Origin of the sequence: Frankia sp. EI5c (assembly GCF_001636565.1) — a bacterium.
GTDB lineage: Bacteria > Actinomycetota > Actinomycetes > Frankiales > Frankiaceae > Parafrankia.
In genome coordinates this window covers 1-15,503 of sequence record NZ_LRTK01000084.1, presented here as the reverse complement: position 1 = coordinate 15,503, position 15,503 = coordinate 1, and the positions used below count along the sequence as shown (strand labels likewise).

General features: G+C 69.5%; 16 protein-coding genes, 1 tRNA gene and 2 pseudogenes. 9 read left to right on the top strand and 10 right to left on the bottom strand.

What is annotated here, in order from left to right; translation table 11 throughout:
- Positions 1-178: 178 nt before the first annotated feature.
- From UG55_RS22845 to UG55_RS22835, 3 genes are all read right to left on the bottom strand, one after another.
- The gene (locus UG55_RS22845; protein ID WP_083987104.1) at positions 179-370 is read right to left on the bottom strand and encodes a hypothetical protein; all 192 of its coding nucleotides are present in this window, start codon (positions 368-370) and stop codon (positions 179-181) included.
- 60 nt (positions 371-430) lie between these two features.
- A complete protein-coding gene (locus UG55_RS22840) occupies positions 431-817 on the bottom strand; it encodes a hypothetical protein (protein ID WP_199865231.1) in 387 nt (128 codons plus the stop codon).
- 163 nt (positions 818-980) lie between these two features.
- Entirely contained in the window at positions 981-1,172 is a 192-nt protein-coding gene (locus tag UG55_RS22835) for a hypothetical protein (protein ID WP_066072876.1), read from the bottom strand.
- Positions 1,173-1,679: 507 nt separating this feature from the next.
- Here UG55_RS22835 and UG55_RS22830 point away from each other — a divergent pair.
- Complete coding sequence (locus UG55_RS22830; RefSeq protein ID WP_066072874.1) at positions 1,680-2,084, top strand: hypothetical protein; 405 nt, start codon at positions 1,680-1,682, stop codon at positions 2,082-2,084.
- Positions 2,085-2,431: 347 nt separating this feature from the next.
- On the opposite strand, the gene UG55_RS22820 is transcribed toward UG55_RS22830, so the two are convergent.
- A complete protein-coding gene (locus UG55_RS22820) occupies positions 2,432-2,638 on the bottom strand; it encodes a hypothetical protein (RefSeq protein ID WP_066072872.1) in 207 nt (68 codons plus the stop codon).
- Positions 2,639-3,173: 535 nt separating this feature from the next.
- Between UG55_RS22820 and UG55_RS22810 the strand changes: the two genes are divergently transcribed.
- Positions 3,174-3,404, top strand: coding sequence for an AlpA family transcriptional regulator (locus UG55_RS22810; protein ID WP_018504738.1), 231 nt, complete (start codon positions 3,174-3,176; stop codon positions 3,402-3,404).
- Positions 3,405-3,561: 157 nt separating this feature from the next.
- Here UG55_RS22810 and UG55_RS22805 read toward each other — a convergent pair whose 3' ends face one another.
- The 5 genes from UG55_RS22805 to UG55_RS22775 all read right to left on the bottom strand — a co-directional run bounded on the left by UG55_RS22805 (position 3,562) and on the right by UG55_RS22775 (position 9,406).
- The gene (locus UG55_RS22805) at positions 3,562-4,461 is read right to left on the bottom strand and encodes a glycosyltransferase (protein ID WP_066072870.1); all 900 of its coding nucleotides are present in this window, start codon (positions 4,459-4,461) and stop codon (positions 3,562-3,564) included.
- Positions 4,454-5,023, bottom strand: a complete 570-nt coding sequence (locus UG55_RS22800; RefSeq protein ID WP_066072868.1) for a hypothetical protein — start codon at positions 5,021-5,023, stop codon at positions 4,454-4,456. Before UG55_RS22800 ends, UG55_RS22805 begins: the two co-directional genes overlap by 8 nt.
- A 2,334-nt stretch (positions 5,024-7,357) precedes the next feature.
- Positions 7,358-7,434 (bottom strand) — tRNA-Ile (locus UG55_RS22790).
- 307 nt (positions 7,435-7,741) lie between these two features.
- Positions 7,742-8,092: a hypothetical protein gene (locus tag UG55_RS28840; protein WP_128423135.1), complete on the bottom strand. Its 351-nt coding sequence runs from the start codon at positions 8,090-8,092 to the stop codon at positions 7,742-7,744.
- Positions 8,093-8,482: 390 nt separating this feature from the next.
- Positions 8,483-9,406: a (2Fe-2S)-binding protein gene (locus UG55_RS22775; RefSeq protein WP_066072860.1), complete on the bottom strand. Its 924-nt coding sequence runs from the start codon at positions 9,404-9,406 to the stop codon at positions 8,483-8,485.
- Positions 9,407-9,579: 173 nt separating this feature from the next.
- Here UG55_RS22775 and UG55_RS42250 point away from each other — a divergent pair.
- Together UG55_RS42250 and UG55_RS42245 are read left to right on the top strand one after the other, a co-directional pair.
- Positions 9,580-9,853, top strand: a pseudogene (locus UG55_RS42250) (pyridoxamine 5'-phosphate oxidase family protein); the annotation flags it as partial.
- A 36-nt stretch (positions 9,854-9,889) separates the two neighbouring features.
- Positions 9,890-10,032: pseudogene (locus tag UG55_RS42245) on the top strand (pyridoxamine 5'-phosphate oxidase family protein); the annotation flags it as partial.
- A 102-nt stretch (positions 10,033-10,134) separates the two neighbouring features.
- On the opposite strand, the gene UG55_RS22765 reads toward UG55_RS42245, so the two are convergent.
- Entirely contained in the window at positions 10,135-10,557 is a 423-nt protein-coding gene (locus UG55_RS22765) for a molybdopterin-binding protein (RefSeq protein ID WP_066072855.1), read from the bottom strand.
- Between the two features lie 1,367 nt (positions 10,558-11,924).
- Between UG55_RS22765 and UG55_RS22760 the strand changes: the two genes are divergently transcribed.
- From UG55_RS22760 to UG55_RS22740, 5 genes are all read left to right on the top strand, one after another.
- Positions 11,925-13,001 carry a hypothetical protein gene (locus UG55_RS22760; RefSeq protein WP_066072853.1) on the top strand — a complete coding sequence of 359 codons (1,077 nt, stop codon included), beginning with the start codon at positions 11,925-11,927 and terminating at the stop codon, positions 12,999-13,001.
- 135 nt (positions 13,002-13,136) lie between these two features.
- Complete coding sequence (locus UG55_RS22755; RefSeq protein ID WP_066072851.1) at positions 13,137-13,526, top strand: pyridoxamine 5'-phosphate oxidase family protein; 390 nt, start codon at positions 13,137-13,139, stop codon at positions 13,524-13,526.
- Entirely contained in the window at positions 13,523-14,470 is a 948-nt protein-coding gene (gene ddaH / locus UG55_RS22750) for a dimethylargininase (RefSeq protein ID WP_396230983.1), read from the top strand. Before UG55_RS22755 ends, ddaH begins: the two co-directional genes overlap by 4 nt.
- On the top strand, positions 14,467-14,862 hold the full coding sequence (locus UG55_RS22745) for an NUDIX domain-containing protein (protein WP_066072845.1): 396 nt from the start codon (positions 14,467-14,469) through the stop codon (positions 14,860-14,862). The genes ddaH and UG55_RS22745 overlap by 4 nt, the downstream gene beginning before the upstream one ends.
- Before the next feature lie 155 nt (positions 14,863-15,017).
- On the top strand, positions 15,018-15,467 hold the full coding sequence (locus UG55_RS22740) for a Clp protease N-terminal domain-containing protein (protein ID WP_083987099.1): 450 nt from the start codon (positions 15,018-15,020) through the stop codon (positions 15,465-15,467).
- Positions 15,468-15,503: the final 36 nt, after the last annotated feature.

Here is a 15,503-nt window from a genome sequence, read left to right as displayed (position 1 = left end):
CGAAATGCCTCCGTTTACTGTCGATGGCCCGGGGCACGGTCACCCGATGAACGGGGCGACCGTGCCCCGGGTAGATGGGAGTTGATTCCTTCGCCGCGCGACCGTGCTTCTACGCGGCAGCTTTATTCGGCGGTGCTAGCAAAAGGTGCCGCTGGCCGGTGACCTGATCTCGACTGTTCTAGGCTCCGATGGTCGAAACGATCCCGGTGATCTGTCCGATGATGTCGGAGATCGTCGGGGCGAGTTTCGAGGAAGCCAGGTAGAAGCCCAGCACGATGCACAGCAGTGCGGACGAGAGGGACAGCCGGTAGGAGCGGACGAGAACGACGACCGTGAACAGCAGGAGAACGATGATGGAGATGCTGACCATGATGGCCGTGAGCCTCTTCTCTATACGGTGGCGCCCGAGTAATGGGTACTGTGGCCGCGGCTATTCGGCGTTCCCGGTAACCACCTTGTCCGTGCTGTCGCTGAACGCGGTGGCGCTGTCGTCGGACCCGTCGGTGTCGTCGCTGATCTGCTCGACACCGGCGGCCGCGGCCCACTCGTTGTAGGCGTCGTACCACGCCTTCCGCGTCACCTCGTGGTAGCTCTCCAGCACGGAGAAGACGACGTTCAACGTCGCCCGAAGGTCCTCGTCCGCGGTGTCCATCCACAGCAGATGCAGGACCGATGACGCGGTGTAGCCGTCCAGGTGGATGGCGTACGCCCGGTCGGCACGGTTCGCCAGGTCCGCCAACAGCAGCTCCCCGGAACCCGAAACAGGCGAGCCGGACTCGCCGATACCACCGGACAGGGGCAGGTCGAATGCGGTCACGTCGACACCTTTCAAAGAAAAGGAAATTCAGAAAAGAGGGGGGTCAGAAGAACGACGAGATGAGCCCCGGGGCCCAATACGGCGCCTCACGTCGCGGCCGACTCGCCAGCGGCTCCGGGTTACAGATGATTCGGAACTCATGCACGCACCACGAAGGAATCGATCACCCGCGGAGGCGATGCACTCCCCACACCACGACGATCACCAGGAAACCGACGATAAGGAACGGCGCCATGGCCGGCAGGACGTGAACCACGAACCACTGGAATCCCGTCAGGAACAGAACGAGGAACATCGTCCCCACCATCCACCAGGTGAACGGCCAGAGCGGGCGGCGGTCATAGAAACGGGACACGGAATCACTCCCATATCTCGATGGTCGACACCACACAGGCGAGACTCTCAGGTCTCCCATGGGTGGCGGACCGCGGTTTTCAGTCGCTCACCGCGGACATTTCCTATAGTCCATCCGGCGGCCGCTGACAAACGCCGCCGAACCCGCCGGGTCTGCGATGGCTTTCCGAGGAGTGACCGCGGCGCACACGCGAGGAAAACAGGCCCAGGACGGCGGTAGGACTGCTGGCGGACTGCTGGGACTCTGCTGAAACCGCAGGTCCGCCACCTGCCGGCACCCGGACCGGCCCTCGTCCGAAGCACCGACAGGACAGCGGCGCCGAACGTCCTAGACCGTCGCTGTCGGAGGCAAATGACGGCAAACGTCACACGAGACGGGCAAACCTGGCATACTCAGATGCTGTCCCGGACAGAACACGTCCCCCGGCAAGGTCCGGGACACCCGCCACAGAGAGGAGGCGAACCGACGGGGGACGCCGAGGGGTCACATGGCCCCTGTCGCGACGCGATGACTACTCCGCCCGTTGACTTCGAGGTACTCCGGTCCGCACTGCGCGCCACCATGCGCCACGGTGCACGGGCCCGGTCGCTGCTGGAACGCATGTCCCTGGTCGACCTGCTCAACCCGGCGACCCCCGGCGACGGGCGCCCCGACGCACAACGGGCACTCGAAACCGCCAGCCTGATCACCGACGCCGCCCGGTCCCTCGACCCACCCATGGACCGCGTCATGCTGATCATGCTGTGTCTAGCCCCGGGCACCTCCGGCCTGACACTGTCGGCCCGACGCAGGCACGCCGCCGAACTGCTCGACATCCAGCCGGTGACCTTCCGGTCCGAACCACGCTACGAACCCGCGTTCGTCACCGAACTCGCGCTCACCCTGTATGGACAGCTCACCGGCTGCACCTAACCGGCGCCGCCGGTCCGACCCGCGTGGTCGGGCCCCTAACGCACGATCGGCACCCACCTGGCCAGGTGGGTGCCGATCTGGTTGCGGTACGCGGTGAACTTCTGGAGGTCAGATCCGTCCGCCTGCTATCCGCGCCGGTAGAAGCTGGTATCTCTCGATGCCCTGCTGGTCGGCCCACTGCCGCGCGGCCGTCTCACTCCCGAACGGACTCACGATCTCCACTGGCACGCCCGTCCCGTCGACCACGAGAAGACCCACGAGCAGCGGACGCCGCCCGCCCGATCCCGGGGCCCGTCGCCGGGCCGCCGGTAGACGGTGGACGGCGGCGGGAAACACCACGTGCGCGCTCACCGCACGATCTCCAACGACGCCAACGCCATAGCGACGTCGGCCGCCTTGAGCTTCCCGCCGCAGGCGACCTTCTGCGCGATCGCGAACAGGTACGCGGCGGCGTAGGTGTCGCGATAGGCGCCCCGCGCGGCCAACGTCGCCCGCGCTTCGGACATCTGCACCCCCGTCGGCCGGATCGCGGCCGGGATCAACGTCAGGTTCACCGCACACCCCCAGACGGACCCTCGGTGACGACGGATGAGCTGATCTCGTCCAGACGTGGCACCCCCACGCCGCTGTGCGCTTCGTGGACACGGAATCGCAGTTCGCTACCCGAACCCGTCCCGGTCAGGGCGACCGCGGCGTCAAGGAACTCGCACGCGATCGGCAGATTCCGCGACACCGTCGCCAGACTCGCCGGGTGCACACCGGCCGGCACGTCGACCACGACGCACCGGAACGGCCCCGTTCCCGTCTCGCGGACCGTCGCTTGTGGGATGGATGCGCCGGCGGCGGGCGCGCGGCCGGCGGACCTACCGCTCAGAGCGGTAACTGACAGACTCTCGGACACGGTGTTGACCTCCATGGGGTCGATGCCGAGGGCCGGTCTCGGTGGTGACACACCGGACCGGCCCGACCTGTTCCCGATACACCGCGCGTCGGGTACGACGCGCGATCACTCAGGCACCGTAGCGCGTAAGAGGATGCGAAGGAAGAGCCCGAACTACGGATCCGGATCCGCAATCAGGATGCGGATCCGTGGCCAGCAGCGACGGACCTGAGGTCAGACCGGCAACCCCCGCCGACCTGATCGGCTTCGGCGAGCTTCGCGCCCTGCTGGGCGTCGCGCGCTCGCGGGCGCACACCATCTCTCGCGACCGCGACTTCCCGGCACCCTGGTACACCGGCGAGAAGGAACGGCTGTGGCTCCGCGTCGACATCGAAGCGTGGATGGACCGGAACCGCCCCGGATGGCGCGGCGACTCGTGACCGCCGCACCGATCCGGTTCGCGTAACTCCGGAAGACTGACTACGCCGTTACGTGGGAGTCGCCCGGGCGTGGCAGTCACTCAACTGCGCCGGTACCCCGCGATGCCGTTACGGCGACCAACCCATCGGAGCCAAGAGCCAGAAACGCGATCACATGTCAAGCGGTGCCACCCCACGACAACAAGGCATTTATCGCTTCCCGAAGAAGCATCTGCTCGAACTCTGCGACATCGTCACCGTCGGGCCGATAGGTTGCCATCCTGTGCTGAGTTTCAGTGAACCAGGAGTTCAGCAACTCGATACTTTCGGAACTCAGGCGACCTTTGGTGACCCCGTGCGCCACGATCGCATCGAACTCCTGGCGGAGTAGTTCCGGCTTCGGTCGTTGCGGGTTTACCCAGTCATCCACCGGGACGGGACGAACGCGGGCGGCCGCGTCGTTCCACGCGAGGTTCAACGTCATGTCGACGGTGAATTCCTCGGGTAGCTCGGTAGGCCACAGGCTGCGGACGGCGGCCCGCTGACCTGACCACGGGGTCGTGCCGACCTTGGGGAGCATCTCGGGAAAAATACGGCCGGCGAGAGGAGCGAAGAATCCGTACAGCCACATCTGAGGGTAGAGGGGACGCCAGTAAAGATCAGCTATGGTTGCGTCGACCGTCCCTGTGGCAATCGGCCGGATGAGGGTTGCTGCGATCGGTTCGGGTCCGAAGTACCGAAAGTCGCCATCCACGGTCGCCACGATTGAGCCGGTGGCAACGGACAGCGCGGCTTTGATCGCGTTCCCTTTCCCTTTCCCGGCTTCGACCACGCGCGCACCGGCCGCACGGGCGATGTCGGCAGTATCGTCAGTGCACGCACTCGCCGCGACAATTACTTCACCGTCTGCCCCTAGAATTTCGATGGCGAGGTGGGCGTCGCTGATGACCTCGGCGACGGTCTCGGCTTCGTTGTGGGCGGGAATGCAGATGCTCACCGGTCCGGTGCGGTCGGTGAGTGAACGGTGCCCGACCAGGGGCAGGCCCAGGGCCGGATCGATGAACGGCTCGTCAGCCAAGGAACGCCCCTTGCCACAGGGGGTTGCGGTCTCGGTGCGGTCCGATGATGAGTTCCTCGTGGGGGTCGAGCGGAATCAACCGCGGGTCGGACCACGCGGCCTGCACATCGGCCGGCGGTGTCGGATCGGTCCAGAGCCCATCGTCGACCGTCGGGCCGGTACGTGTGCCTGCCCGTCCGAGGATGAGAAGCCGGACGGTGTACTCGCAGCCCTCGGGAAGCGACCCACCCGCGCTGCCCTCGGCGCCGATCGCGGCAAGGTGGCCGCGGACGCGGCCGACCCACGCGGCGTGGTCAGCTTGGGCGGCAGCGTACCGGTCGGGCGTGCCGCCGAGGTCGCTGGGAGGGTCGTAGAGCAGGATGCGCCGGAAGCGGAAGCCGGCACCTTCCTTGAGCGCGCGGCGGAACAGGACGAGGTCGACATCATCCCGGACCTGTTGGTGGGCCGGGTCGGTGAGCCACGCGGTAGAGACCTGCACCATCCACACAGTTCCCGCACTCGACACTGCGGGCAAGCTGCGTCGCCACCGGTCCACCGAATCGGGTCCGGGCCCGGCGCTCATCGGAGCACCGCGTCGACGATGCCCAGTAGTTCGTGTTGCTGTGCTGCCCNGTCCCCGAGCTGTGTGGCGTTCCGGGGTGACCAGGTGAGCATGACCGGCTCCGCNGGCCCGTCGGAGGTGAGCGCGAAGCGGGCAAGTTGCAGTGCTCCGGCAACCAGTGGCTCCGGCAGACGCTCGACGAAGTCACGGGCGTCACCGGCCCGGTTCATCTGGAGACAGCAGAGCGCCGCCAGAGTCGTGGCGGCCGGGCGGGCGTCCGGCCCGTAGAGGTCAAGGGTACCGGGATGGCCGGACGCGGTGATCGCAGTGTGAACCGTGCGCCACAGCGAACGTTGCGTCGGGAACTGGGACAGGGCGGTGGAGAGCCAGTCCAACGCGCTGTCCGCGTCGGGCAGGCAGCCATACGTGGCGAACATCGTGACCTGCGATCGCAGATAGCGCCGATCAGTGGAGAACGCCGGGTCCTGCTCGAAACCGGCCGGTGGGGTGAAGCGGGTGTTACGCAGGCCGGCGATGACGGTTGCGCACAGTTCCAGGGCGATCGTCGGGAGCCCCCCGCACGCCGCAACGACCTCGGCGGCGCGTCCGTCGCTGGTGTGGTGCGGACGTGCACCGTCGGCACCGATTCGCCGCTCGATCTCGGTGAAGATGCAGTCGTCGTTCCAGTAGTTGCCATAGAACTTCTCGCCGGTGATGACCTCGGCGAGCACGTACAGGCCGCTGCCGACCCACGACCCGCCGAACTCGCACATGGACCACAGCCACACCAGCACCGCGGCCGGGTCGCTCAGCCCGTAGGGCCACGGGTCCTCTCCCTGCCGGTAGAACCCCGGTGGGTCGGGATCGACGAACTGCACGATCCGCAACCGCCCGCGGGCAACAGATGAGATCACCTGCCGGGCGCTGACGTCGTCGGGACGTTCCTGGAGTCGCTCGTGCGCGGCTTGTTGAAGCCAGCCGATCACCCGGCATACCTGGCCCAGGGTGACCGCGGATTCGACTTCGCTGACATGTTCCCCCGGTGCCGCCCCGGCACCGGTCAGCTCGGTGAGCCGGTAGCTCGAATGCAACGCCCCGTCGATCAGGTGCGGGAGTGCGACGCGCGCCGCGTCGCCGGTCAGGTCGTGGTACAGCACCGCGCGTCCGACCCGTTCGATCAGATACGTGAGCAGTGCGAGTCGCCACCGGGCCACCTCGGCGCGTTCGTCGTCCCGTGCCTGCCGTGCCACCTCCGTCATGCGCTGGCCCAACGCCGAGACGTCCGCGCTGTCGATCGCGGTCTCCACCGCGCTCAGGAAGCCAGCCAACGCGTGGGCCCGGTCGACCTGCACTGGACGGCCGGACCGCGCGGCACGCCGGAGATCTTCGGACACCAGCCGGGCAAGGAACTGCTGTCGNCTCTCACCCGCCAGCACCCGCAGAAGCGCCTGCAACGAGTCGATCCCCAGGGCGAGTTGCGCGACCACGAGCCCGACGCCGAGGTCAGCGAGAAAGCCGCCCCGACCGGTGATATCCGCCGCCGCGGGCAGCAGCACAGAGAACGTTCCTGCCGTCAGCCACAGCACTAGGCCGGTCTCTTCGACCAGGTCAAGGAACGATGGCCACACCGTCTCCGGATCGGCGCTGACCGCGAACACGATCGTCTGCGCCGTCAGCAACGTCGTGAACAGGCCCAACCCGAGCTGCCACAGGACACCGGCCTTGTCCGCGGACACCGACGCTCCGGCGGCCCACAACCCGATCGACGCGGCGGCAGCGACCACCACCACCAGAAGACGAAGCGCGAGCTTGCGACCCGTCGACACCGTCCCCCCGCCGCACGCTTGGCTCCGCTCGTGGCCAAGTGTTCCATGCGTGGTCCTTTGACATACCCGGAAAGTCACACATGGGACGAACCAGCCTGCGCCCGGCGCATCGTGGCGGTGCGGCCGGCCAGGACGCAGCGACAGGGCGCGTAGGCGTTGGTGCGCACGCAGAGTTATCGAGGACGAGTGGGTTCACGGCGCGTGTGGAGCATCGAGCAAGACTTTGACGGATGCACTCCGTGTCCAGCGGGTGCCAGCCTCGGACGGCGGTTGACGTTGACGGGGCATCCTGTGCCCGGCGTCGAACGCGGGCGCGGCGGCGCGGGGTGGGAGCCCGACACACATCTTCGCCAATGTGACTTGGGCCACAATTCATCGCGAGAAAAGGGTGGGAATGCAGAACTTTGATCAAGGTCGATGACTGACCACAAACGCCATCAAGATCTTCTCAAAGTACGGGGTAAGTACGGGATGACCTTGCTCGGACGGCAGCCTGGATGACTCAGAAATGGCCATCTACCTGCGGGTTTGGTAGGGCGGGTGGGGCTCGAACCCACGACCGACGGATTATGAGTCCGCTGCTCTGACCGGCTGAGCTACCGCCCCTGGTGGCGCCGGAGCCTCGGCGACCATCCTCCCAGCCTAGCGGTCGATGTCACCACAGGATCGCGCGGCCGGGTGGTTACTTGGGGCAGGCAGGTCATCACTGGAACGAGCGAGGGGCGGGGGGCGCGGGCAGTCACCGGATCTTCGGTGCGGTGTGGCTCCCGCTGCCCAGGTCGTGGGCACCTTTCGGGCCGCGGCCGCGGCCACCGCGACGGCTGCGGGAGCGAGCGCTTCGGAGCACTGCCGGGAGTCCGGGTCGGAACCTGCCACCCGGGCGACGGCGGACGAGGAAAGCATGCGGACCCGGCTAGGGTTGGCCACCAGGGCCTTCTCCCGCATCTGAGATGGACGCGGGCTGACCTGGGCACCACGGGGTGGGGCACCCGGCCCGCGTCGAGGAGTGGCCGCCCGCTGAGATCCGGCTCATTCTCAGCCGCCTTTCGGAGCTGTCGGATCTGGTGCCGGTGCGGTCCGCGGTGACCTTCACCGACTGGCGAGCCAGCGGGACGACGGCCCCAGCGACTGGGGAGAGGGCGACGAGGGCGAACCGGCGCAGGCGGTCGTCCCCGATCGCCAGCACGCCCGTTTTCCAGGCGGTGAGCAGCCGGGCGTCGTCCTCGCCGAGCCTCCCGGTCAGCTCCTCGCCGACCTCGGACAACGAACCGGACCGGCTCCCCCGTGTTCGTCACGACGACGACGCCGATCTGGATTTTCGTTCCGCTCAGCAGCGGCACCGCCGCCAGGGTGCCGTCGGCTGCCGCGACGACGCCCGTCCGCAGCAGTTCTTTCGCCCAGGCCGACGCCTCGGGTGACGGACGTCGGATCAGCTGCGCAGGTCGGGATGCGCGGCGAGGATGTCGGCGATGCTGCGGACGTCCCGCGGTCGGGTCACCGCCTGGTGCGGGTGCGCCCGTTCGGGAGGGACGATCATCGGCACCCTCCCCCGCCGACTGTCGACGCTCAGCACTCAGTCACCGAATCGTGGCACTAGACGCAGGCCTCGCCCTGGGAATGGCGAATTTCGTTACTTATCCAGCTCGCTTGGTGACTACAGCGGGCAGTCGCCGCAGGTGCCGCCGCCGGGCACCCGGTAGAACAGGCAGCAGCTGCGCCGCACGACGGTGGAAAGCACGACCCGCCCATCCGCGGTCAGCGTGTGGACGGTCGTGCCGACCAGCGGCGGGGTCGCGAGCAACAGCGCGGTCAGCCAGCGGACCTCCGCGGCCCCGACCGCCCCGACCGCCCCGACAGCACTCGCATCCGGCACCGACCCGAGCTCTGGCTCCGGCTCCGGCTCCGGCTCCGGCTCCATCCCGAGCCCCGGCGCCGGCGCCGGCCCCGGCGCCGGCCCTGACGCGAGGAACTGGGTCAGCATGCTGGCCGCCCCGACCAGCGCGGACGCCGCGTTCCCCCACAGGAGGCCCTGGGCGAGACCGGTGTGCCCGCGGACCGCGGCGAAGTACGGCCGTAGGTTCCGCTCGACGACGCTCTCCCGCACCAGGTCCGCGGCGGCGCGGCGCGATGTCGGGTCCGGGCGCGTGCCGACGGGCCGGTCGACGATCAGCCGGATGGGCGCGGTCAGCCGGGGCTGCACCCGCAGCGTGGCCGGGTCGAGATCCGGGACGATGCCCGCGGTCGCCCATGTCCCGAGCGCGACGGACCACAGGCGGGCGGCATGGCCGAGCGTGAGCGTGGAAGCGGCCACCCGCCGCTCGACCCCGCCGAGCCGCTCGCGCACCCCGTCGATCGCCGCCGCGAGCGCGGGACCATCCCGGTGGAGCTCGTCGACCGTCACCGGCGCGCCGGGCTCGAACGAGGCAGCCGGCCTGGTGGGCTCCTCGGGGCCGCGCGCGCCGCGCGCGAGTTCAGCGGCATGCCCGGAGAAGGGCGTGACGTCCACCTCGAAGTAGGGGTTGATCGCCGCCAGGCCGGCGAGCGCGGCCCGGGCGTCCTCGCGGCCGACGGTGGCCATCCGCGCCTCCTCGCGCGCACCGGGCAGCGGGCAGCGGAAAGCGGCGGCCCGTCGCGGACCCGGTCGCGGGCCAGCGGTGCGTCTGACGAGTGTGGCGCCATATGTTCGTCCGGGGCGACTGTTCGTCCGGCGCGATCACGCGCCGCGGGAGTCCGGGCCACGGAGGGGATTCGATGAGAGAGCAGCGTCGGGGACGAAAGATCGCCATGACCCCGGACGAGGTGGATGCGTTCCTCGCCGAGCAGCGAACCTGCCGGGTGGCGACGCAGAGCCCGAGCGGCCCTCATCTGACACCGCTGTGGTTCGCGTGGGACGGGACGTCCCTGTGGCTCAACTCTGTTGTGAAGAGCCAGCGCTGGACGGACCTCGAGCGGGACCCGCGGGTGGCGGTCGTGATCGACACTGGTGACGCGTTCACCGAGCTGCGCGGAGTGGAGATCCGCGGACNGGTGGAAAGTGTCGGGGACGTCCCGCGCACCGGCNCCGCCGACCCCGTTCTGGAAACACCCGAGCTGCTGTATGCCCGTAAGTACACCGGCGGCGACAAGATGCACTATGACGGCCGGCACGCCTGGCTGCGCGTCACCCCGGAGAAAATCACCAGCTGGGATTTCCGGAAGATGTGAGGCGGCGGCTCGCCGTCACGGCACGAAGAACTCGCGGGCCGGAAAGCTCACCGGGCGGCATCGGCTCACCGCCCGGCGCGAGCCCATACCGCCCGGTGTGGGCTACGCCGCGGAGAATGCGACCTCCGTCGATTTGATCAGGGCCGTCACCGGTACGCCGGGGGCGAGGGCCAGCTCGTCGGCGGAGGCGCGGGTGATCGCGGCGGTCAGCTCGACATCCCCGCCGAGGGCGACGCGGGCGAGCGCCATCGCGCCGCCGCTGTCGATGCCGACGAGGGTGCCGCGCAGCCGGTTTCGAATCGTCAGCCTGGAGGTCTCACCAGTGGCCAGCGAGACGTCGGTCGCCTTGACCAGCACCTCGACGGCGGAGCCGATGCCGATGCCGACCTCCTTGATCGCGTCCATGGTGACCGCCGAGGTGAGCGTCTCCCCGTTCGGGAGGTCGATTCGGACGGTACCCATCACCGCGCCGCTGGTTATGTCGGCGACGGTCCCGGTCAGCCGGTTGCGGATACTCAAGGTCATGGTTGGACAGTAGTTAGATCCTGTTGCGGGACGGTTGCGCGCGGGCCCAAGCCTGGCAGCGGACGTCCGGCACGCTCGGCTGTCCACACCATCGGGTGGTCGGGCGCGGGCCAGGCCGGCTCGGGGCCGACCCGAGGCCCGGGGCAGCCGAGGGGCTCGGGGGCTCGGGGCTGGGCTCGGTGACAGAGCTGTCTGATCGGACGGGAAACCCCGGGTGCCGAGCCGGGCCGCGAGGCCCGGCGAGCGACCGCCCCGGGCCGGTACCGGGACACCACCGCCCCATCCCTTCCGACGTCCAGTACCTCGCCCGCGGGCACCTCGGCCCGCGGTCACCCGGCCGACGCTCGGCCGCCGGACTCCGCACCCGGCGGAACCCGCCGTCACGCCCGCTGCCAGGGCTTTCAGAGCCCGCACAGGCCCCGAAACAGCCCCGACCCACCCCCGCGCCGCCCGTCCGCGAATGTTCGCCGACGGCGACTGAAGGGCTCGTTGTGTCTCCGCTCTACCCGGGGTTGCATCCCATCCACCACCGGGGTTGTCAACACCTCTCCCGAAGAGACACGCAGAGCTCTTCAGTCACCGCACCGCCACACCCACGCCGCTACCCGAAACACTGACCGCAACCGTCAGATCTCCCAACGCACCCACCAGCCTCCGCTACGCCAGGCACCCGCACGGCTCAAGATTCACGGGAAGCGCCCCGGCGGCCGCGTCCAGCGGCGGAGCCGGCAGCACTCCGTGCCGCTGACGGCAAGCGAGGCGGTCCCCCGCCTCGGGCGGCCTGCGGGCAGGCCACCGCGACCCGGCGGCCCGACGCCCCGGCCCCGGCGGCCCGGCAGCCCGGCAGCCCGGCGGCCCGGCGGCCCGGCGGCCCGGCGGCCCGGCGGCCCGGCGGCCCGGCGGCCCGGCGATGAAGGCTTCACCCGGCAGCCGGCGGGCAATTAATCGTGGCTTCCACGGAAGCGCCGCGGCAGCACCACCACCGGGCCGCACCCGGTTACACCCGTTCTATGTGAACGCGATTTGTGCGGGGTCGGGCCGGATTCGGGCGCCGCGCGCGGGTTATTCTGTTCGTGACAGCCGCCACACCGAGGTGACGGGCCCGGGCCATGCCTTGTTCCACGCCTTCTCGCCAGTTCTACGGATACCTCGCGGTTGTCACCATGAGCAATGGACCACCCGAAGGTGCACCCCCGTCGAGCCATCCTCGCCCAGAGGAGATGTCATGTGTTCCACCGGCGGGACGATGGAGTCCACCCGGTTCCCGCGGGGGCGGATTCCCGCGCTGGCGCGGCCCACAACCACCCGTTTCTCACCCGTCTGTTCCGGCCCGCGCGCGCCGGAATTCGCGATCCCGGGGTGACTCAATGACTCGCTTCGTCGTCCATCCCGACCGCCATCGCGAGTTCGGGAATCCCAGTGACACGTTCCTGCTCCTCACCCAGGCCGACCGGGCCGGGGATTTCACGCTCGCCCCGGGCACCCGCTACCGCCACCAGGCCGTCGGCACGATCGAGGCCGGCGAGCCGCTCGACGCCGTCCTGCGGTCACATCGCTGCCCGGCCGGCGCCGACATCTTCGTCGTCTGCCCGGACCGTTTCGTCGCCCCGCCCGAACCGGCCGCGCTCGGCCCGGACCGGCGCCTGGCCGTCATGCCCTGCGGGTCGACCCCGATGACCGACGAGCAGGTCGCATATTTCCTCGCCGTGGTCGAGAACACCGACCCGGTGGCCCTGGGTTCGCGGGCGGAGCGACTGTTCGGTGCACTGAGTGCGACGTCCTATGTCTGGCTCACGGCGCAGCGCGAAGGGACGTCCGCGACCTTCGGCATCTCGGCGGACTACGACTGGAATCAGCAGGCCGGGGCGCTGTGCCCCGGCGACCAGCAGATCGCGCCGGCCGGCGAGGCCAGCGCCGCCCCGAGCGGCCTGTACCGGTTCGACACATCCCAGCGGCTCGACCTGAGTGGGGCGATCACCCTGCTCGGCGCCCCGATCGTCCACCGCGGCGAAGACCCGGAGGGCATCGAGGAGCAGGCAGCCCTGTTCCGGGACCTGGACGCGCTGCGCGAGAGCCCGGTGATCCTCACCCTTGCCCAGGGGCTGGTGACCGACGTCCGGCCGACCGAGCCGGCCGGAAAGGGCGCGGTGGCCGCGCTGACCGAGCTGTACGCCGCCGACGACGCCTACCGGGTGGTGCGGGAGTTCGGCATCGGGCTGAATCCGGTGCTTCGCCAGCAGCCGGGCAACTGCGGGCTGAACGAGATGTTCGGCGGGAACGACGGCGTCGTGCACCTGGGTTTCGGCCTGACGCCGCTGACCCGGTACGCGCTGACGTTCACCTGCGCCGACACCGTCATGACCGACGAGACGGGGAATGCCCTGGCGGGCCCCGTCCCACCCTGGCGACGGCAGCGGCAGCACACCCTCGACCGCCGTCACTGATCCACAGCGTCCGACCGCTTCCCCGCGTCCACCCGCGTCGGCTCATGTCTACCCGCCGGCGCGGCTTCGGTGTGATGTCGGGGGTTCGTGCGCGTAACCGCCGTCCGGGACCGGTCTATCGGCCAGAATGGCTGTGTGCTGCGACCCTCGCGCGCGCGGCTGCTGGCGACGGCCCGCCACGCGCCGATTCCCGTGTGCGTGACCGTCTCGCTCCTCGACGGTCTCGTCCTCGCGAGGTCGGCTTTCCACCATTCCCTGAACTACCGTTCCGTGATCATTCACGGTGACGCCGGGACGGTGGGCGACATCGACGAGAAGGAGCGGGTTCTCGCCGCCCTTCTGCGGCTGGACGCCGAATCCACCGATGTCGCGCTGACGGCCCGCGCCGGCCCACCGAACGACGACGCGGCCGATCTCGACTCGGGCTACTGGGCCGGAGTCGTTCCCCTCCGGCTCACCGCCGGCGCCGCGGAACCGCACTGCGACCTGCCCACCCCCACCGGCCTGGCCCCATCGCTGCGCTGACCGGCACCGGACAGCCGGTCGGCGGCGGGTCGCACGATCCAGACAGTACCGAGGCGCACCGGGAGGAGAGGAAACCCATGCAGCGGACCGCCACCCCGCGTCACTACCTCATGGTGAAGCCGACGTATTTCGACGTCGAGTATGCGATCAACCCGTGGATGGACCCGACGGTGCCCACCTTCGCCAAGGTCGCGCTGGAGCAGTGGACCCGGCTGCACGACCTCTACCTGGAACTCGGGCACCGGGTCGACGTCCTCGAGCCCCTGCCCGGCCTGCCGGACATGGTCTTCGCCGCCAACGGCGCCATGGTGGTGAACGGGAAGGTGCTGGTGGCCCGTTTCCTGCACCCGCAACGGCAGCCCGAATCCGCCGCCTTCCACGGCTGGTTCCGGGACCGCGGTTTTCGCGAGATCCGCCAGGCCCGGTGGACGAACGAGGGCGAAGGCGACTGCCTGGTCTCCGGCGACCGCATCCTCGCCGGGTCGGGCTTTCGGACGTCCACCGAGGCGCATGCCGAGATCGGCGACTTCTTCGGGCTGCCGGCCATCACCCTGACCCTCACCGATCCGCACTATTACCATCTCGACACCGCGCTCGCGGTACTCGACAACCACACGATCATGTACAACCCGGACGCTTTCGCCGCGGAAAGCCGGAAGCTGCTCGCGGAGCTTTACCCGGACGCCATCACCGCCTCCCCCACCGACGCCGCCGCCTTCGGCCTCAACGCCGTCTCGGACGGCCGCCACGTCGTGCTGCCGCAGGCCGCCGCCGGGCTGATCGCCGAACTGCGCCGGCGGGGCTTCATCCCGATCGGCGTCGACCTGTCCGAACTGCAGAAAGCCGGCGGCGGGCCCAAATGCTGCACCCTCGAGCTACGCGGCACCGAACCACCGCGACAGGACGGCGGGGCACCGCGACAGGACGGCGGGGCACCGCGATGACGCAGAAGCAGGCGATCGTTGCCGTACTGACGAGAGCGGGCCGCGTACTCGTCATCGAACGCGGGCCCGAGGCGGTGATGTCCGGCTACTGGGCGCCGCCGAGCGGACGGCTCGAGCCCGGCGAAAGCGAGCCCGAGGCGCTGGTCCGCGAGGTCCGGGAGGAGGTCGGCCTTACTGTCACCCCCGGCGCCAAGGTCTGGGAGTGCGACACCGACGACGGAACCTTCCGGCTGCACTGGTGGACGGCCTCAGCCGAAACCGGCGACCTTCTCCTCGACCCTGGTGAGGTGGCCGCCGCCCGCTGGGTCACCGCGGACGAGTTCTTCCAGCTCAAGCCCACCTTCACCGGCGACCACCCGTTCTTCGAGGACATCCTCCCCGGCCTGCTCTGACCACCCCCTTTCCAGCGGCCGGCGACGACGAGCCAGCGTTGGATCAGCGCATAGCCGTCGGAACGGGAACNGGAACGGGAACGGACCGGCCGAGCCGGCCGTTTCCCGCCTGTCGCCATTCGAACAGCGCGGTCCGGTGTTTTCGGGGAGTGCCCATGCCAGCGAGGTTCACGCCAGACGCCCGGTACGTGATCGAGACCTCCCAGGCGGAAGCTCTCCGTCTCGGGCACGGCTCGATTCGGACCGAGCACATCCTTCTCGCGCTGATCCACGAGGAGGCCGGCGAGGCGGGTGAGGTGCTGCGGTCCCTCGGAGTGACCGCCCGCGCGGCCCGGCTGCTGGCCGAGGAACTCGGCGGTGCGGACCAGAACACCTTGGGGCGCACCCTTCCCTTCACCCCGCGTGTACGGAAGGTCCTGGAGGGATCACTCCGCGAGGCGACCGACCACGGGCATGAACGCATCAGTGCGGCGCATCTGTTGCTCGCGCTTTTCCACGAGGACGTCCGCGGCGGGCACGACCTGCTCACCCAGCTCGGCGTCGACCCCTCGCAGGTGCGCAGCCAGGTGGAGGCCGCGCTCGCCTCGCCCCCGGCCGGGCCGTGAGCTTCGTCCCGGCCCGGCCTTCAGGCGGTGTCGCCC

Excerpts from the sequence above, each read along its gene's own strand:
- UG55_RS22845 (WP_083987104.1), bottom strand. The coding sequence starts at position 370 with ATGGTCAGCATCTCCATCATCGTTCTCCTGCTGTTCACGGTCGTCGTT.
- UG55_RS22830 (WP_066072874.1), top strand. The coding sequence starts at position 1,680 with ATGACTACTCCGCCCGTTGACTTCGAGGTACTCCGGTCCGCACTGCGC.
- UG55_RS22800 (WP_066072868.1), bottom strand. The coding sequence starts at position 5,023 with ATGAGCGCCGGGCCCGGACCCGATTCGGTGGACCGGTGGCGACGCAGC.
- UG55_RS22775 (WP_066072860.1), bottom strand. The coding sequence starts at position 9,406 with ATGGCCACCGTCGGCCGCGAGGACGCCCGGGCCGCGCTCGCCGGCCTG.
- UG55_RS22765 (WP_066072855.1), bottom strand. The coding sequence starts at position 10,557 with ATGACCTTGAGTATCCGCAACCGGCTGACCGGGACCGTCGCCGACATA.
- UG55_RS22760 (WP_066072853.1), top strand. The coding sequence starts at position 11,925 with ATGACTCGCTTCGTCGTCCATCCCGACCGCCATCGCGAGTTCGGGAAT.
- UG55_RS22745 (WP_066072845.1), top strand. The coding sequence starts at position 14,467 with ATGACGCAGAAGCAGGCGATCGTTGCCGTACTGACGAGAGCGGGCCGC.
- UG55_RS22740 (WP_083987099.1), top strand. The coding sequence starts at position 15,018 with ATGCCAGCGAGGTTCACGCCAGACGCCCGGTACGTGATCGAGACCTCC.